General features: G+C 74.1%; 16 protein-coding genes. 10 read left to right on the forward strand and 6 right to left on the reverse strand.

Going from position 1 to position 16876, the window contains the following annotated elements:
- From E1300_RS21540 to E1300_RS21550, 3 genes are all read left to right on the forward strand, one after another.
- A partial coding sequence (locus E1300_RS21540) for an SDR family NAD(P)-dependent oxidoreductase (protein ID WP_131758834.1) occupies window positions 1-4273 on the forward strand: 4273 nt, incomplete at its 5' end.
- Window positions 4270-4701 carry an acyl-CoA thioesterase gene (locus E1300_RS21545; protein ID WP_131758835.1) on the forward strand — a complete coding sequence of 144 codons (432 nt, stop codon included), beginning with the start codon at window positions 4270-4272 and terminating at the stop codon, window positions 4699-4701. The genes E1300_RS21540 and E1300_RS21545, both read left to right, overlap by 4 nt.
- A 31-nt stretch (window positions 4702-4732) precedes the next feature.
- Window positions 4733-5593, forward strand: coding sequence for a class I SAM-dependent methyltransferase (locus tag E1300_RS21550; protein ID WP_131758836.1), 861 nt, complete (start codon window positions 4733-4735; stop codon window positions 5591-5593).
- Window positions 5594-5605: 12 nt separating this feature from the next.
- On the opposite strand, the gene E1300_RS21555 is transcribed toward E1300_RS21550, so the two are convergent.
- The gene (locus tag E1300_RS21555; RefSeq protein ID WP_131758837.1) at window positions 5606-6439 is read right to left on the reverse strand and encodes a Rieske (2Fe-2S) protein; all 834 of its coding nucleotides are present in this window, start codon (window positions 6437-6439) and stop codon (window positions 5606-5608) included.
- 75 nt (window positions 6440-6514) lie between these two features.
- Here E1300_RS21555 and E1300_RS21560 point away from each other — a divergent pair, with 75 nt between their 5' ends.
- Window positions 6515-7051 carry a ferritin-like domain-containing protein gene (locus E1300_RS21560; RefSeq protein ID WP_131758838.1) on the forward strand — a complete coding sequence of 179 codons (537 nt, stop codon included), beginning with the start codon at window positions 6515-6517 and terminating at the stop codon, window positions 7049-7051.
- Window positions 7052-7112: 61 nt separating this feature from the next.
- Window positions 7113-8081 carry a TIGR03557 family F420-dependent LLM class oxidoreductase gene (locus tag E1300_RS21565; protein WP_131758839.1) on the forward strand — a complete coding sequence of 323 codons (969 nt, stop codon included), beginning with the start codon at window positions 7113-7115 and terminating at the stop codon, window positions 8079-8081.
- 57 nt (window positions 8082-8138) lie between these two features.
- Here the strand turns inward: E1300_RS21565 and E1300_RS21570 are convergent, their stop codons facing one another.
- Window positions 8139-10442: a PA domain-containing protein gene (locus tag E1300_RS21570; RefSeq protein WP_131758840.1), complete on the reverse strand. Its 2304-nt coding sequence runs from the start codon at window positions 10440-10442 to the stop codon at window positions 8139-8141.
- Window positions 10443-10569: 127 nt separating this feature from the next.
- Here E1300_RS21570 and E1300_RS21575 point away from each other — a divergent pair, with 127 nt between their 5' ends.
- The 3 genes from E1300_RS21575 (at window position 10570) to E1300_RS21585 (ending at window position 13059) form a co-directional block, all read left to right on the forward strand.
- Window positions 10570-11520 (forward strand): helix-turn-helix transcriptional regulator, encoded by a 951-nt coding sequence (locus E1300_RS21575; protein WP_207399880.1) that lies wholly within the window; start codon window positions 10570-10572, stop codon window positions 11518-11520.
- Between the two features lie 172 nt (window positions 11521-11692).
- On the forward strand, window positions 11693-12580 hold the full coding sequence (locus tag E1300_RS21580) for an alpha/beta hydrolase (protein WP_131758842.1): 888 nt from the start codon (window positions 11693-11695) through the stop codon (window positions 12578-12580).
- A 23-nt stretch (window positions 12581-12603) separates the two neighbouring features.
- Window positions 12604-13059 carry a nuclear transport factor 2 family protein gene (locus E1300_RS21585; protein ID WP_131758843.1) on the forward strand — a complete coding sequence of 152 codons (456 nt, stop codon included), beginning with the start codon at window positions 12604-12606 and terminating at the stop codon, window positions 13057-13059.
- A 26-nt stretch (window positions 13060-13085) separates the two neighbouring features.
- Here E1300_RS21585 and E1300_RS21590 read toward each other — a convergent pair whose 3' ends face one another.
- Complete coding sequence (locus E1300_RS21590; protein ID WP_131758844.1) at window positions 13086-13583, reverse strand: hypothetical protein; 498 nt, start codon at window positions 13581-13583, stop codon at window positions 13086-13088.
- Window positions 13584-13708: 125 nt separating this feature from the next.
- On the reverse strand, window positions 13709-14605 hold the full coding sequence (locus E1300_RS21595) for a zinc-binding dehydrogenase (protein WP_131758845.1): 897 nt from the start codon (window positions 14603-14605) through the stop codon (window positions 13709-13711).
- Window positions 14606-14706: 101 nt separating this feature from the next.
- On the opposite strand from E1300_RS21595, the gene E1300_RS21600 reads away from it, so the two are divergent.
- Window positions 14707-15102, forward strand: a complete 396-nt coding sequence (locus E1300_RS21600; protein WP_131758846.1) for a winged helix-turn-helix transcriptional regulator — start codon at window positions 14707-14709, stop codon at window positions 15100-15102.
- On the opposite strand, the gene E1300_RS21605 is transcribed toward E1300_RS21600, so the two are convergent.
- A complete protein-coding gene (locus E1300_RS21605; protein WP_131758847.1) occupies window positions 15092-15967 on the reverse strand; it encodes a CE1 family esterase in 876 nt (291 codons plus the stop codon). The genes E1300_RS21600 and E1300_RS21605 overlap by 11 nt on opposite strands.
- Before the next feature lie 63 nt (window positions 15968-16030).
- Here E1300_RS21605 and E1300_RS21610 point away from each other — a divergent pair, with 63 nt between their 5' ends.
- Window positions 16031-16387, forward strand: coding sequence for a hypothetical protein (locus tag E1300_RS21610; protein WP_131758848.1), 357 nt, complete (start codon window positions 16031-16033; stop codon window positions 16385-16387).
- A gap of 69 nt (window positions 16388-16456) precedes the next feature.
- On the opposite strand, the gene E1300_RS21615 is transcribed toward E1300_RS21610, so the two are convergent.
- Window positions 16457-16810, reverse strand: a complete 354-nt coding sequence (locus E1300_RS21615) for a VOC family protein (protein WP_131758849.1) — start codon at window positions 16808-16810, stop codon at window positions 16457-16459.
- Window positions 16811-16876 lie beyond the last annotated feature (66 nt).

Genomic DNA, 16876 nt, shown 5'->3' on the forward strand with positions numbered 1-16876 from the left:
CGGGCGGCTGGAGCGGCGGCCCTGGCGCGCCGTCGTCGTGGCGAGCGGCCCCGCGCAGCTCGCCGCGTCCCTGCGCCGCGTCGCGGAGCTGGCCACCGAGCTGGAGACCGGGCCGGAGGGCGCGACCGCCCGCCACCTCGACCCCGCTGCCGGGATCTTCGTCGGCGGCCCCGGCGCGCTGCCGCGCATCGTGTACCTGTTCCCCGGCCAGGGCTCGGGCACCCGGTCGGACGGCGGGGCGCTGCGCCGCCGCTTCGAGGCGGTGGACGAGCTGTACGAGACGGCCGCGCTGCCGTCCGGCGGCGACCAGGTGGAGACGGCGGTGGCGCAGCCGCGGATCGCGACCGCGTCCGCCGCCGGGCTGCGGATGCTCACCGGGCTGGGCGTCGAGGCGCGGGCCGCCGTCGGCCACAGCCTCGGCGAGATCACCGCGCTGCACTGGGCGGACGGGTTCGACGAGGCCGCGCTGCTGCGGATCGCGGCGGCGCGCGGCCGGGCGATGAGCGAGCTGGCCGAGGGCGACGGCGGGATGGCGGGCATCACCGCCGACCTCGGCACGGTCACCGCGCTGCTGGCCGAGGAGGACGACGGCGTCGTGGTCGCGGGCCACAACGGCCCCCGGCAGACCGTGGTGTCCGGGCCGTCGGCGGGGCTGCTGCGGGTGATCGGCCGCGCGACGCGGGCCGGGCTCCAGGCGGTGCGGCTGCCGGTGTCGCACGCGTTCCACTCGCCGCTGGTCGCGCCCGCCGCCGACGCGCTCGCCGAGCACCTGCGGGGCGAGGACGTCGCGCCGCCGCGCCGCCCGGTGTTCTCCACGGTCACCGGCGGTCCCGTCGCCGCGGGCGCCGCGCCGGACGAGCTGCGCGGCCTGCTGCGCGAGCAGATCACCGCGCCGGTCCGGTTCACCGACGCCCTGCGCGCCGCCGCTGAGGGCGCCGACCTGCTGATCGAGGTCGGTCCGGGCCAGGTGCTGACGCATCTCGCCCGCGAGGTCGTGGACGTGCCCGCCGTCGCGACCCGCACCGACGAGGACTCCCTCGCCGGGCTGCTGCACGCCCTCGGCGCCGCGTTCGCGGCGGGCGCGGGCGTCCGCGTCGCGGAGCTGTTCGCCGACCGGCTGATCCGCCCGTTCGACCCGGAGACCGAGCCGGTGTTCATCGGGAACATGTGCGAGATCGTCCCCGAGGTGGACGCGACGCTGCTCGCGGACGCGTCCCGCCGCGCCACCGCCCCCGGCGAGAGCCCGTCCCCGGAGGTCCCCGACGCCGTCGACACCGGCGACCCGCTGATGCTGCTGCGCACGCTCGTCGCGCGGCGGGCGGAGTTCCCGCTGGAGGCCGTCCAGGCCGACAGCAAGTTCCTGGACGACCTGCACCTCAGCTCGATCGTGGTCTCGGAGCTGGTCGGCGAGGCGATGCGCGCGCTGGAGCTGAACGAGCCCGCGGCGCCCACCGGCTACGCCACCGCGACGCTCGGCCAGGTCGCCGAGACCCTGACGGAGCTGGTCGCGACCGGCAGCACGGGCACCGAGGACGCCGAGGCGGCCGCGGCGCGGATCGTCCCGCCGGGCGTGGGGCCGTGGGTGCGGGCGTTCGCGGTGGACCGCCGCGAGACCCCGCTTCCCGCGCGGACGGCGCCGCGCGCCCCGGGCACCTGGCGCGTCGTCGGCGAGCACCCCGCCGCCGGGACGCTGCGGGAGGCGCTGGAGGCCGCCGAGCTGGGCGAGGGCGTGCTCGTCGTCGTCCCGTCCGGCGACTCCCCGGCCGACCGGGACCGGCGGCTCGCGGCGCTCCGCGCGGGCGCCGCCGCCGTGCTCGGCGGCAAGGACGTCACCCGCTGCGTGATCGTCCAGGAGGGGCCGGGCGCGGCCGGGTTCGCGAAGACGCTGCACCTGGAGGCGCCCTGGGTGGCGACGACCGTGGTGACGGCCGCGCTGGACGACGCCGCGACGCCCGGCCTGGTCGCCGCGGAGGCCGCCGCGACCGCCGCGTTCCGCGAGGTCCTGCACGGCGGCGGCGCCCGCCGCGAGCCCGTCCTCGCGCCGGTCGAGCCGGTCGCCGCCGACCTGCCGCTCGGCGCGGACGACGTCCTCCTCGTCACCGGCGGCGGCAAGGGCATCTCCGCCGAGTGCGCGCTCGCGCTGGCCCGCGAGAGCGGCGCGCGGCTCGTCCTGCTCGGCCGGTCGCATCCGTCCGCCGACGCCGAGCTGGCCGCGAACCTGGACCGCATGGAGGCCGCGGGCGTCACCGCCCGGTACCTGCGCGCCGACGTCACCGACGCCGGACGGATCGCCGCGGCCGTCGCCGAGGCCGAAGCCGCGCTCGGGCCCGTCACCGCCGTCCTGCACGGCGCGGGCGGCAACGTCCCGAAGCTCCTCGACGAGCTGACCGACGAGGACTACGCGCGCACCATCGGCCCGAAGGTCGCCGGCCTGGAGGCCGTGCTCGCCGCCGTCGACACCGCCCGGCTGCGGCTCGTCGTCACGTTCGGCAGCATGACCGGACGGGCCGGGCTGCGCGGCGAGGCCCACTACGCCGCCGCCAACGAGTGGCAGAGCGACCTGGTCGAGCGGCTCGCCGCCGCGCATCCGCACTGCCGGTTCCGCGCGGTCGAGTGGTCGCTGTGGTCGGGCGTCGGCATGGGCGAGCGGCTCGGCTCGGTGGAGAACCTGGCCCGCGCGGGCGTCACCACGATCACCCCCGACCAGGGCGTGGCGATGCTGCGGGACCTCGTCGCCGACCCGTCCGCCCCGGTCGTCGCCGTCGTCACCGGCCGGTTCGGCGAGATGCCGACCGTGTCGTTCGGCGCCGGCGAGCTGCCGCTGCTGCGCTTCCTGGAGCGCCCCCGGGTCGTTTACCCCGGCATCGAGCTCGTCGCGGACTCCGAGGTCGGCTGGGGCAGCGACCCCTACCTCGCCGAGCACGTGTTCGGCGGCGGCACCGAGGCCGTCCTGCCCGGCACCGTCGGCATGGAGATCATGTCGCAGGCCGCGGCGGCGCTGCTGGAGCTGGACGCGCCGCCCGTCCTCACCGGCGTGGAGTTCCTCCGCGCGATCGCCGTCGCGAAGGACGCGCCGGTCACCGTCCGGGTCGCCGCGCTCCGCACCGCGCCGGGCAGCGTCACCACCGTCGTCCGGTGCAGCACCACCAACTTCCAGGTGGACCACTTCCGCGCGGTCTGCGAGCCGCCCACCGGCGCGCCGAAGGGCACCGGGCTCGCCCGGCCGGAGAACGCGGCGCTGCCGCCCATGGCGATCGACCCGCAGACCGAGCTGTACGGGCCGAGGCTGTTCCACGGCCCCCGGTTCCGGCTGATGGGCGACATCCGGCGGGCGGACGCGCACAACGTCACCGCGCGGCTCCTGCCCGACACCCGCGCCGACTGGTTCGGCCGCTATCTGCCGAGCCGCCTGCTGCTCGGCGACCCGGCCGCGCGCGACTCCTACATGCAGCCGCTCGCGCTGTGCGCGCCGACCGTCCTCGCGATCCCGGCGGGCGTCGACCGGCTCGTCCCCGGCCCGAACGCGGGCGCGACGGCCGCGTTCGTCCACGCCCGCTACCGGATGGACGCGGAGGCCTGGGACCTGGAGGTCACCGACGAGGACGGCGAGCTGATCGAGACCTGGGAGGGCTTCCGGACCCGGATCGTCGAGAAGTTCCCGCTGCCCGCGGGCTGGGTGCCCGCGCTGCTCGGCCCCTACGTCGAGCACGCCCTCGTCGCGTTCGGCCTCGCCGGGCGGGCCGTCCTGGACACCGACCCGGACGGCGCCTCCCGCCGCGAGGCCGCCGGGCTCGCCGTCCGGCGGCTGCTCGGCGGGGACGTCACGCTCGCCCACCGTCCGGACGGCAAGCCCGAGGCGAGCACCGGCGAGTCCGTCTCGATCGCGCACTGCGCCGGGATCACCCTCGCCACGACCACGCCGGGCTGCGACCTGGAACTCGTCACGGCACGCGACCGCGAGGCGTGGAGCGGCCTGCTCGGCGCGGACGGCCTCGCCCTCGCCGACGCCCTGACCGGCGCCTTCGACGGGACCGCCGAGGACTTCGACACGGCCGCGACCCGCGTGTGGGCCGCGGGCGAGTCGGCGGTCAAGGCGGGGCTCCCGCCGCGGACCCCGTTCACGCTCGACTCCGTCCACGAGGACGGCTGGGCGGTGCTGGCCGCCGGGGAGCACCGCGTCGCCACCCTCGCGGGCGGGCTGCGCGGCGTCGCCGAGCCCGCCGTGCTCGCCGTCCTGACCGGGGCCGCGACCGCCGGGGAGGCGCGGGCGTGAGGGGCTACGAGTACCGGCACATCGTCACCATCGAGGACACCGACCTGCTCGGCAACGTCAACTACGTCAACTACATCAGCTGGCAGGGCCGCGCCCGGGAGCTGTGCATCCGCGAGTACGCGCCCGACGTGGTGGACGGGTTCGGCGCCGGCGTCCGGCTGCTGACGATGAGCGCCCAGTGCGAGTACCTGCGCGAGCTGGCCATCTTCGACGAGGTGATCGTCCGGATGTTCCCCGGCGAGGTGGGGCAGACGCAGATGACCATGCGGTTCGAGTACTGGCGGCGGCGCCCCGAGGGGGAGGAGCTGGTCGCCACCGGCGAGCAGCGCGTCGCCTGCGTGAGCCCCGACGCCGCCGGGCACATGGCGCCCGCGCGGCTCCCCGAGTCGATGCGCCGCCTGCTCGACGCCGTGTCCGCGCCCCGCTGACCATGCCCGAAATGCCGGAAGGAGCCGCGCGATGAAAGGTGCCAAGGTGACGCAAGCCGCTAACACGACGGAAGCCGCTGACACGACGGAGGGTGTGTCTGCGACGGCGCGTTGGACGGCTGCTGCGCGCGCCGACGAGACCCGCCGCGATGGCGCGTTGTTCAGCGATCCCCTGGCGGCGGATCTCGCGGGTCCGGAGGGGTTCGCGCGGTACGAGCGCTATGCCAACCCGGGGACGACCGAGTTCCTCGCCATCCGCACCCGCTACCTCGACGAGGTCATCGGGCGGTCGGCGGAGCTGACGCAGGTCGTCCTGGTCGCGGCGGGCCTGGACACCCGGTCGGCCCGGCTGGACTGGCCCGCCGGGACCGTCCTGTACGAGCTCGACCAGCCCGGTCTGATGGAGGAGAAGGAGAAGCGGCTCGCCGAGCTGGGCGTCCGGCACCGCTGCGTCCGGCACGCCGTCGGCACCGACCTGACCGGCGCGTGGCACGAGCCGCTGCGCGCCGCGGGCTGGGACCCGTCCGTCCCCACCCTGTGGATCGTCGAGGGCCTGCTGTTCTACCTCGCCGAGGACGACGCCCGGGCGCTGCTGGCCCGGCTCGCGGACCTGTCGGTGCCGGGCGGCGTCCTCGCCGGGGACCTGCTCAGCCACCAGTCCATGGTCAGCGAGTTCGCGCGGGAGGGCCTCCGCCGCCTGGCGGAGGACGGCTGCCCGTGGCGGTGGGGCACCGACCGTCCCGAGGACGTCCTCGCCGAGTGCGGCTGGACGGTCCGGGAGGTGAAGGTCCCGGGTGAGGAGGGCGCCTCGTTCGGCCGGTGGCCCTGGCCGCCGCTCCCGCGCGACCAGCAGGGCTTCCCGATGAACTTCCTGTTCACCGCGGACGTGTGAGCGCGGGAGGGGTCAGCCGGTGCCGGGGAGGCACACGTAGACGTCGCCGTCCCGGACCTGGGTCTCGAAGGCGGGCTGCGGCGCGGTCGCCGGGCCGCACACCACGCCACCGTCCGAGAGGCGGAACGTGCTGCCGTGCCACGGGCAGGTGATCGCGCCGCCGTCCACCTCGCCGCCGGACAGCGGCCCGGCCAGGTGGCTGCACTGGTCCGCCAGGGCGCGCACCACGCCGTCCTGGCGGACGACGACCACCGGCACCTCGCCGAGCATCCGCCGGATCGGGGTGCCGACGGGCAGGTCGTCCAGGGCGGCGAGCCGGTGCCAGCCGGGCTCGACCAGGTGCGGGACGGCCTCGGCGTGGTTCGCGCCGGCCGCCTGCCGGAACGACATGTGCCCGCCGAGCGCCGAGCTCAGCGACGCGGTCATGAGCCCCGCGAACCGGAACGCGCGAGCGCGCCGCCGGGACCTCGCGGCCAGCGAGGCGAGGTACATCACGGCGGCGGCGCTGTTGGCGGCGGCGTGCACGATGCCGACCCGCTGCTGCTGCTCGTGCTGGTCCGACCAGTCCGCGGCGCCGGTCACGGCCGCCGGGACGGAGGAGAGCAGCCCGAAGCCGACCAGACGCCGGACGGCCTTCTCGTCGCCGCCCATGAGGTCGAGGACGCCGGCGGAGATGTAGGCGCCGACGGCCATCTGCACCACGGCCGGATGCAGCGGGTGCCCGAGCCAGACGCCGTGCAGGAAGTCCTTCGCCCGGCCCGCCGGGAGACGCTGGACGAGGTTGCGGTACGGCTCGACGGCGGTGTCGAGCGCTGTGGTCTCTTCGAGCCGATCTGCGGTGCGCATGCCGACCGCATTCCCCCGCAGGTGCAAGCGACACATTCCGGGGAATCACGGAGGGTGACGATGAAGGGGGAGGGCATGACCGAGAGCAGTTTCAGCCTCGACGTGGCGGCGATCCGCGACCGCGCCCGGCAGAAGATGGACGACGGCCCGGTGACGAGGGCCTACGGCAGGAGCGCCGAGGAGGTCATCGGCGTCCTCAACGACGTGCTCGCCACGGAGATCGTCTGCTGGATGCGCTACAGCCAGCACGCGATCTCGGCCACCGGCATCGACCGGGCGCAGGTCGCGAGCGAGTTCAGCGAGCACGCCGACGAGGAGCGCGACCACGCGATGCGGGCGGCCGAGCGGATCAGCCAGCTCGGCGGCGACCCGGACTTCGACCCGCGGACGCTCGCCGAGCGGTCCCACACCACCTACGCGACCTTCGACGACGACGACCTGAAGGGCATGCTGCGGGAGAACCTCGTCGCCGAGCGCATCGTCATCGAGTCCTACCAGGAGATCATCCGCTGGCTCGGCGACGGCGACGTGACGACCCGCCGGCTGATGGAGCACATCCTCGCCGAGGAGGAGGAGCACGCCGACGACATCCTCGACCTCCTGGGCGGCTGACCGACCGGATCCGCGACCGGCCTTGACCATGCATGCCGGAAAGCTGGGTATGCGGGCCGGTATGGAATTCGGATACACGCTGCTATGCGAGCAGACCCCACCGAAACAGCTGGTCAGCGACCTCGTCGAGGCGGAGGAGGCGGGTTTCGACTACTCCTGCATCTCCGACCACTACTTCCCGTGGCTGGAGGACATGGGGCACTCGGCGTACGCCTGGTCGGTGCTCGGCGCCCTGGCGCAGGCCACGCACCGCATCCCGCTGATGACGTTCGTCACCGCCCCGATCATGCGCTACCACCCGGCCGTGGTCGCGCAGAAGGCCGCCACCGTCGGCGTCCTGTCGGACGGCCGCTTCACGCTCGGCCTCGGCGCGGGCGAGAACCTCAACGAGCACATCGTCGGCCGCGGCTGGCCGTCGGTGGACGTCCGGCACGAGATGTTCACCGAGGCCGTCGAGATCATCAAGGCGCTGTTCGGAGGCGACTACGTCAACTACCGGGGCAAGCACTTCCAGGTCGACTCCGCGAAGCTGTACGACCTGCCGGACCAGCCCGTCCGGATCGGGATGGCGGCGTTCGGGCCGCGCGCCGGGCGCCTCGCCGCGGAGCACGCCGACCTGCTGATCTCCGACCAGCCCGTGGGCGACGTCGTCCGGCTGTTCCAGGAGGAGAGCGGCGGCGGCAAGCCCGTCTACGGGCAGATCCCCGTCGCCTACGGCACCGACTACGACGAGTGCAAGGAGCGCGCCCACCGGACGTGGAAGTTCTCCGCGCCCGGCTGGAAGGTCATGGCGGAGCTGCCCGGCCCGGTGAACTTCGAGGCGAGCACGAAGACCGTCCGCCCGGACGACGTCGCCGAGTCCGTGCCGTGCGGGAACGATGTCAACCACTACCTGGAGACCGTCCAGCAGTGGGCCGACGCGGGCTTCACGCACATCTCGTTCTGCCAGTCCGGCGCGGAGCACCAGAAGGACTTCCGCACCTGGGCCGAGTACGAACTGCTTCCGGCGCTGCGGGAACGCTTCGGGTAAGGAGGCACCCGACCCGTAACGGGAGGAAGACGGACCGGGTGCCGGCGGGGGGCGGGCTCAGTGCAGCTCGTAGGCTCGGATGACCTCCTGGTCGATCGTGTTGCTGGCCGCGTCCTCCGCGGCGACCCGCAGGGAGACCATGCCGCGGCCGTGAAGGCGGGCGGTGCCGTCCTTGACGGGGACGGCAGTCCAGGTCGTCCCGTCGTCGAAGGACGCCGCCAGGGTCAGCCGCTTCAACGGGGTGCGCGACCCGTCCTGGTGCCGGACGGTCAGCTTCAGGACCCCGGACCGCGCCCGGTTGTGGAGGTCCACTCGCGCGTCGTAGCCCACCTGGAGCAGGAGGAGCGTCGTCGTCGCCTGGGTCTGGGCTGAGCGGAACGTCCACGCCGTCTTCGTGCGGGTGGACGACCGGGCCCACGTCGCGTTGTTCGCCACGTCGTACTGCACGCGGTACGTCGCCTCGCCCGGCGTCGTCGTGAGTGTGCCGTTCGGCAGGTAAGCGGTCTGCGCGACGAGTTCGTCATCGCGGTAGACGCGGAAGTCGGTGACGAACCCGCCGGGGAACAAGCTGCTGTACGCATCGGAATAGTTGGCCGCCGCGTCCACGAGACCGACCCGGAGCCGTATCCGGTCACCCGTCCGGGAGATCGGGCTCAGCGGGTTCACACCTCCGGTCAGCGGAGCCTGGAACCAGGCATGGGACGCCCGGGCGCCGGGCTTGTACGACGTCCACTTGGCTTCGTCGAGCCGAAGGAACGGTGTCTCCGGGCCAGGGAAGGCGTGGTTGTACGGCTCCTCCGGGGTGGCCGCCCTGGCGGACCACTGCGTCCCCGGGTCAGCGGACAGGTACTCCACCCGCGTCCGTGGTGCCCCGATGAGAGGGAAGGTGTACGCGGTGGCGTACTCCTCCCACGGACGTCGGCTGTAGCGACCGGTGGTCACCGAGTCGGCACCGCTATAGGAGTTCTCCACCCGGGCGAGGTCCCGCGTACGTGCGATGTAGTGCAACTTCTTCGGGATCTGCCCGGTCTCCGGAAAGACGAGGTCGTACAGGTACGGGCTGTCCACGACACCCTTCGCCGTGACGACCGCACCACTGCGGCGTAGCAGCGCACGTCCTTCCTCATGGGACAGCCGCACGGTCGGTACGCGCAACTGCACGCCCGCTCCGCCCGTCTCGTCGTCCACACCCGGCCGGTCGTTGTAGACGGCGACCATCCGCGCGCCCGCCTTGGCCGCCGCGTTCGACTGCTCGGCGACGGGCACGCCGTCCTTCCGCTGGACCAGCGCCAGCCGTCCGCGCAGATCCGCCCCCGGACGGTCCCCGTCGGCGACGCGCAGCACCGCCCGCCCGTCCAGCCGCGGGAACTGGGACGAGACGTCGCTGAAGTAGGCCGCGTCGTAGTACCGCGGCGCCAGCGCGACGCCCGCCGCCCGCATCGTGATCGCGGGCGCCTCCAGCCGCCACCGCGTGTACATCTCGAACGACCCCCGCCGCACCCGCGCGGTGGGCTGGAGGAACAGCCGCTCCTCCAGCGTGGCGCCGGGCGGCATGAGCACGCCGTCGTCGACCGCCGTGCCGTCCGCGGCCGACCGCGTCCACATGAGGTGGCTGATCGTCCCCGGGTTCGCCGCCGTCGCGTGCTCCGGAGTCGCGACCGTCACCTCGGTCGCCTTCCGCGCGTCCAGCACGATCTCGGTGTCCCCGGTGATCTCGACCTCCGGGGACCCGACCAGGCTGTAGTTCAGCGGCGTCGCCCCGGACGTGGACGGCGCCCACGACGGCAGCGTCTTGATCAGGCCGAGGATCGAGTACGTCCCTGGCCGCAGCCGGATGCAGTCCGCGTCCTCCCAGGACGCGTCGGTGCACGGCTGGTCCTTGGTCCCGGGCAGCGGCCGCCGCGCGTTGCCGCCGGCGCCGTCCTCGACGTTCAGGAAGTTGGCCACGCCGAGCCCGGGCCGCCCGTCCCGCGCGATGCTCCTCACCCGGACGGTGACCAGCTCACCGGACGCCTTCGGCCGCGCGACAGGACGCCGCCCCTCGTGCAGGGCGGTCACGTTGTATCGCTCCGGATCGTCGGAGAGCCTGTCGTCCGGAACGACGTACAGGTCGCCGTTGTCGTGCGACACCGTGAACGCTGGATCGCGCCCCGGCGCCGGCGTCACCGACGTGCCCGCGCCCGCCACATGGACGATGTCGCCCGTCGGCAGCGTCACGTCGTACGCGCCGCCCTCGGCGCGGAGCCCGCCCGCGGGCGCCCGCCCCGGCGCCTCCGCCGCCGCCCCCGCGGGCGCGGCGAGCGCGACCACGCCCAGCAGCACCACGCCCGGCACCGCCATGACCGTGCCTCGTCCCCACATGGCCCTCACCTCCCAAGTGGATCTTGATTGTGGACGCGGCCGCCGAATCCGCACCAGACCGGCGGCTGGCGCGTTCCGTCATGGCGGGAACCCGCCAAACGGACCGGTGAACACCTACCTTTGGTGCGTGTCCGATTCGCCGCTCCTGGAGGGGCTCGGCGTGACCCCCGCCGAGGAGGCCGCCTACCGCGCCCTGCTCCGCGAGGGCCCCGCGCCGCTGTCCGCCCTCGCCGCGCGCCTCGGCACGTCCGCCGCCGCCCTCCGCCGCCTCCTGCCCCGCCTGGAGGACCTCGGCCTCGTCACCCGCCTCGCCGGCCGCCCGCTCCGCCTCCTCGCGACCCCGCCGCACGTCGCCGTCGAGGCGCTCGTCGCCAGCCGCCAGGAGGAGATCGCCCGCAGCCGCGCCGCCATCGGCCCCCTCCTCGCCGAGGCCGCACCCCACCCCGAGGAGCTCGTCGAGGTCGTCAGCGGGCGGACCGCCGTCGCCCGCCGCTACCTCCAGCTCCTCCAGGGCGCCCGCGAGGAGCTGCTCGTCCTCGTCCACCCGCCGTTCGCCACCGACGCCGCCGTCTCCAGCGACGAGCAGGACCGGACCATGCGCCGCGGCATCCGCGTCCGCGGCATCTACGGGCCCCGCGCCTTCGACGAGCCCGGCGCCCTCGACCACGTCCGCCGCGCCGTCGCGGCCGGCGAGGAGGCCCGCGCCGGCGACGTCCCCATCAAGCTCGCCATCGCCGACCGCCGCACCGCCATGCTGCCGCTGACCTCCGAGCACGCCAGCTCCGTCGACAGCTCCCTGATCGTGCACCCGTCCGCCCTGCTGGACGCCCTCGTCTCCCTCTTCGAGGCGCTGTGGCACGCCGGCGTCCCGCTGCCCGGCTCCGGCGTCCAGGACGACGACGTCCTCACCCTCCTCGCCGCCGGGCTCACCGACGACGCCATCGCCCGCCAGCTCGGCATCAGCACCCGCACCGTCCAGCGCCGCGTCCGCGACCTGTGCGACCGCCTCGGCGCCCGCACCCGCTTCCAGGCGGGCATCCTGGCCGCCCGCCGCATCCGCTCCGACGCGCCGGCCTGAGCCGGACGCCCGCCTCCCCGCCCACCAGGCGGCCCCACAGCCCCGGTAAAGGATTCGCCGATCTCTCGCGCTTCCCGCGAACCGCTTCGCCGAGCGGAGAGACAAACGGACGCGCCTGCGGCGAGTATTGGAGCGACTCCGCAGAGTGACGAGCCGATCGAAGGGCGCCGCCGTGACCTCCCAGAAGAAGATCTCTTTCCCCGCCGATGAAGCGACCCTGGTCGGCAACCTCTTCCTGCCCGACGGCGCCGACGGACCGCTGCCCGGCGTCGTCGTCGCCGGCACCTGGACCAGCGTCAAGGAGATGATGGCCGACCGCTACGCCGAACGGCTCGCCGACCGCGGCCTCGCCGCGCTGTCGTTCGACTTCACCGGCTTCGGCGAGTCCGGCGGCGAGCCCCGCGACTTCGAGTCGCCGGAGCTGAAGATCCGCGACCTCCGGCACGCCGTCTCGTACCTGGCCGAGCACCCGGCCGTGGACGGCGACCGGATCGGCGCGCTCGGCGTGTGCGCCGGGGCGATGTACGTGAGCGCCGAAGCCTCGGAGGACGAGCGCGTCCGGTCGCTGGCCCTGGTGGCGCCCTGGCTGCACGACGCGGAGATCTGCGCCGCGAGCTACGGCGGCGACGAGGGCGTCGCCGCCAGGATCAACGCGTCCGTCCAGGCCCGCGCCCGCTACGACGAGACCGGCGAGGTGGAGTACGTCCCCGCGGTCGACGCCGCCGACCCGCGCGCCGCCATGCCGATGGACATCGGCTTCTACCTCGACCCGGAGCGCGGCAACGTGCCCGCCTGGCCGAACCGGTTCGCCGTCATGGCCTGGGAGGGCTGGCTGACCCTCGACAGCAGCGCGATCGCCGCGGACCTCACCGTCCCCACCCTGCTCGTGCACAGCGAGGAGGGCGCCCTCCCCGACGGCGCCCGCCGCTTCTACGCCGCGCTGACCGGGCCCAAGGAGTTCCTCTGGACGGAGGGCACCCAGTTCGACTTCTACGACCAGGAACCGCAGGTGACCATCGCCGCGGACGCGGCGTCCACCCACTTCTCCGCGACGCTGTGACCTGCTGACCAAGGGGGATTGACATGTCCGCTTCCGAGATCACCGACACCTGCACCCGCATGGGATGGCACACCGACCAGCGTGAATGGGACCGGCTGGAGGCCCTGTTCGCCGACCGCGTCACCCTCGACTACACCAGCCTGAACGGCGGCGAGCCCGCCGTCCTGACGCCCCGGGAGATCGTCGGGGCCTGGTCGGGCACGCTCGGCAACCTGGACGCCACCCAACACATGATCACCAACCATCTGGTCGAGGCCGACGGCGACCGCGCCGTCTGCACCGCCTCCTTCCAGGCCACCCACAAGCTCGCCAACGCCGAGGGCCCCGAGCTCTGGACGCTCGGCGGCACGTACCGCTTCGACCTCCTGCGCACGGCGGAGGGCTGGCGCATCAGCGGCGTGGTCATGACCGCCGTCTGGGCCGACGGCAACCAGGACCTCCTGGCGATAGCCGCCGACCCCGCCCGCCGCGCCGGCTGACCCGGACGCCCCGCCCCGCAGGGGCGTCACGGGACGGCGGGCTGCGACTCGTCCATGCCGCGGACCTTCATGTCCGCGTTCGCGAAGACCGAACCGGAGACGGGCAGCACCGTGACGGGGTACGTCCGGTCGTAGCGGGCCGCCCAGTGGCTGCCCGCCGGGAACCTGAGCCTTCTCGACTCGCCCGCCGCGAGGGTCACGCGTCCGGTGGCGAAGGGGGAGTAGTGCCCGGCCGCGCAGACGCCCCGCTCCCCGACGCAGAGCGTCACCGGCTCGGCGAGGAGGTTCGTGAACCGCACGTGCTCACCGCTCGTCGGGTAGCAGCCTTCGGGAAGCCCCCGCGCCGTGATGCGCACGAGCTTCGCCTCCACGTCCGCGGCGCAGGCGGCGTGACGGAAGTACGGATCATCGGTGTACGGCGCGATGAAGGGACCGGCGGCGAACCAGGCGAACCCGCCACCGACGAGAAGGCACAGGAGAGCGGCGACGCCGAGACAGAACACCGTCAGAGCCGCATTGGCCACGCGGGACATGTCACTTCCCCCGACGCCGGGACCAGCGCTTCGCGCCGCAGGACCCGAGCCTAACCTCCTCGCCGCCGCCCGAAAAGTGCCGCCGGTGCCAGGGAAGGCGTCCACCCGCGAGGGCGTCACGGGACGAGGAGCCAGCGTCCCCGCTGGCCGCCCCCGGCGACCTTGCCGTACGCGGTCGCGGCGCCGGAGAGCGGCACCCGGCCCGCGACCCGCGGCTCCAGGACGCCGGACGCGGCGAGCGCGAGCAGTTCGGCGAGCCTCGCGCCGTCGGGCTCGACGCTGATGACGGCGACCTCGACACCCCGCTCGGACGTCGCCGGGGACGCCGCGGGCACCCCGGCGAACGTCCCGCCGTCGCGCACCGCGGCGAGCGCCGCCGCGTGCAGGACCGCGCCGTCCAGGACGGCGTCGAACACCGGCCCCGGCACCTCCGTGACGAGGTCGCGGGCACCGGCCCGGAGCACGAAGCCGCGGTCGGACGCGCGCGCCAGCCCGGTGACGGACCACCCGGCGTGGGCCGCCAGCGCGACGGCGTACCCGCCGACGGCTCCGGCGGCGCCGGTGACGAGCAGCGTCCGCCCGTCCGCGGGGCCGAGCCGGTCCAGCAACTGCGCCGCCGTCAGCGCGTTGACCGGCAGGGAGGCCGCGTCGACGGGGTCGAGCCCGTCCGGCAGCGGCGCCGCGGCCGCCGCGGGCACCGTCGTCTCCTCGGCGTGCGCGCGGACCGGGGCCGCGACGTCGCCGTGCACGGCCGCGACCGCGTCGCCGGCCGCGAACCCGGTGACTCCTGCGCCCGCCGCGGTGACCACGCCGGTGAACGACATGCCGAGGCCGACCGTCCCGGCCAGCCCGAAGATCACCCGTCCGGGCCCGCCGGCGATGAGCGTGTCGACGGGATCGACCGACGCCGCCGTGACGCGGACCCGCAGCTCACCGGGACCCGGCGGGGACAGCGTCACCTCCTCCAGGACGGGTGCGGCGGCGCCGGGCTTGGACACAAGTGCGAGCGTCATGGGGACTTCCCTTCGGAACGATGGTGAACCTAACCATCGGTGACCTACTCTCTGGTGGGAAGTCGGCACTTCAAAGTGGTGTACGCACCCGGAGGTGAGCCATGGACGCCACGACGGCCGCGGGTTTCGACGCGTTCGCCCAGTCCTGTCCCAGCAGGCAGCTCCTGGAGACGATCGGCGACAAGTGGGCGAGCCTCACGATCGTGGCGCTCGGCCTGGGCGGCCGGATGCGCTACTCCGAGCTCTCCACGCGGATCGCCGGGGTAAGCCAGAAGATGCTCACCCAGACCCTGCGGAACCTCGAACGGGACGGGCTGCTCACACGCACGGTGACCCCGTCCGTGCCCGTCCGCGTCGACTACGAGCTGACCCCGCTGGGCTCGTCCCTGTTGGAGCCGATCTGCCACCTCAAGCTGTGGGCCGAGGCGCACATGGCCGAGGTGAACAAGGCACGCGAGGAGTACGACCGAGGTAAGGGGCGTGCGGTCACGCCGTAAGGCGGCGGGCCGCCGCGGGCAACAGGAGCGGGGCGGCGAACCGGCAGATCTCCTCCGCGGCGTCGAAATCGCCGATGGCCGCTTCGGGCCATTCGGGGTGGGCACGCGCGCCGGGCCACCCGTGGCCGCCGCCGATGACCGTCCAGGCCGCGACCCGAGTGCCGCCAACACCGACGCCGCCGCCCACCGCCGTCCGCACGGACGACCCGACATCGAGGGTTTCGCCGGGGCCGGGCGGGCACCGGTCGACGGCGCGGTAGTGCTCCGCGGTCTCCTGGAGCGACAGCGTGCGGCCCCGCAGCTCGCCGTTGGGACCCCGGCGCCGGGAGTAGCCGCCGTCGATGGACGCGAGCGGGTCCGCGGACCCGTGGATCAGCAGCGCCGAGACGGCGTAGGCGGGCCGCAGCTCGCGCAGCGCCGCCGGGAGCGTGCCCGCGACGGCCCCCAGCACGGCCACGCGGTCACCGGAGGTCAGCGCCAGCCGGTGCGCCATGAACGCGCCATTGGACGCGCCCGCCACCACGGTCCGGTCCGGCGCCGTCCCGTACCGGTCGGCGGCATGGTCGATCAGCGCCCGCAGGAACGCGACGTCGTCCACGCCCGCCTCCTCGGCCGCCGTGACGCCCCGCCCGTCCGCCCAGCAGCCGCCGTGCCCGTCCGGATAGGCGACGGCCCAGCCCCAGGAGTCGGCCTGCTCATCGAACGTGGTCCACTCGCGCATCATCCAGCCGCCGGCCGTCGGATCGTTGCCGTGCAGCACCAGCACCAGCGGCTTCGGACCGCCGTCGGAGACCGCGCCCGGTAACCGGACCGTGAAGGTGCGCGCCCGCCCGCCGATCAGCAGCTCACCGTGTTCGACCGTCATGCAGCGACCCTGCCATGTCCTGCCCTAAGGTTCGATTCCGATCGCAATCAGGAGGACAGATATATGGCGGACAACATCCGGCTTCAGGTGACCGGTCCCCCCGACCAGGCCCGCGGGCTCCTGGAGCAGACGCTCCAGGCCGACGGCTACCGCTTCACCTGGGAGAACGCCGGCCAGGGCATCGTCGAGAAGGGCAGCCGCAAGAAGGCGATGCTGCTCGGCGCCTTCGCCATCCACTACAAGTACGGCGTCATGCTGTACCCGCAGCAGGACGGCACGGTCGTCATCGACCTCGGCCTCGGCAACACCGGCATGTCCGGCGGCGCCATCGGCGTCGTCAAGGTCCGCAAGAACCTCGACACCGTCCGCCAGCAGCTGGTCACCGCCTACCAGAACGCCGGCGCCCTGGTCTCGGCCTGAGTCCCGCTCGCAGCGACGGGCCCGCTCGCACCACGGGAGCGGGCCCGCACCAGGCGGTTCCCGGCTTCGTCAGCTCGGCTGCCACAACTCGACCCGGTTGCCCTCCGGATCCGTGACCCAGCCGAACCGGCCGACGCCCTCGATGTCCTGGGTCTCCTTGGCGACGTCCGCGCCCTTCTCGCGCAGCTGCGCGAGCATCGCGTCCAGGTCGCGGACACGGAAGTTGAGCATCGTCTGCTGCGAGGGCGAGCCGAAGTACTCGGTCCCGGACTCGAAGGTCGCGAACACCGTCACCCCGGCCTCCGGACGCCACAGCCCGTTCTCATCGGCGTCCAAGCCCAGGAATTCGCGGTACCACGCACCCAGGGCCGCCGGATCCGCGGCGCGCAAGAAGTAGCCGCCTATGCCGAGCACACGTTCCATGCAGCCATCCTGCCCCAGGCCCCACCCGAAGGCGCCCACTTCCCGTGTCACCGACCCGCTGCCGGA

Origin of the sequence: Actinomadura fibrosa (assembly GCF_900659615.1) — a bacterium.
Lineage (GTDB): Bacteria > Actinomycetota > Actinomycetes > Streptosporangiales > Streptosporangiaceae > Spirillospora > Spirillospora fibrosa.

Bases quoted from the DNA above. Each gene is read 5' to 3' on its own strand.
- E1300_RS21605 (WP_131758847.1), bottom strand. From the start codon at position 15,967: ATGACGGTCGAACACGGTGAGCTGCTGATCGGCGGGCGGGCGCGCACC.
- E1300_RS21565 (WP_131758839.1), top strand. From the start codon at position 7,113: ATGGAATTCGGATACACGCTGCTATGCGAGCAGACCCCACCGAAACAG.
- E1300_RS21550 (WP_131758836.1), top strand. From the start codon at position 4,733: ATGAAAGGTGCCAAGGTGACGCAAGCCGCTAACACGACGGAAGCCGCT.
- E1300_RS21560 (WP_131758838.1), top strand. From the start codon at position 6,515: ATGACCGAGAGCAGTTTCAGCCTCGACGTGGCGGCGATCCGCGACCGC.
- E1300_RS21570 (WP_131758840.1), bottom strand. From the start codon at position 10,442: ATGTGGGGACGAGGCACGGTCATGGCGGTGCCGGGCGTGGTGCTGCTG.
- E1300_RS21555 (WP_131758837.1), bottom strand. From the start codon at position 6,439: ATGCGCACCGCAGATCGGCTCGAAGAGACCACAGCGCTCGACACCGCC.
- E1300_RS21610 (WP_131758848.1), top strand. From the start codon at position 16,031: ATGGCGGACAACATCCGGCTTCAGGTGACCGGTCCCCCCGACCAGGCC.
- E1300_RS21615 (WP_131758849.1), bottom strand. From the start codon at position 16,810: ATGGAACGTGTGCTCGGCATAGGCGGCTACTTCTTGCGCGCCGCGGAT.
- E1300_RS21595 (WP_131758845.1), bottom strand. From the start codon at position 14,605: ATGACGCTCGCACTTGTGTCCAAGCCCGGCGCCGCCGCACCCGTCCTG.
- E1300_RS21600 (WP_131758846.1), top strand. From the start codon at position 14,707: ATGGACGCCACGACGGCCGCGGGTTTCGACGCGTTCGCCCAGTCCTGT.
- E1300_RS21585 (WP_131758843.1), top strand. From the start codon at position 12,604: ATGTCCGCTTCCGAGATCACCGACACCTGCACCCGCATGGGATGGCAC.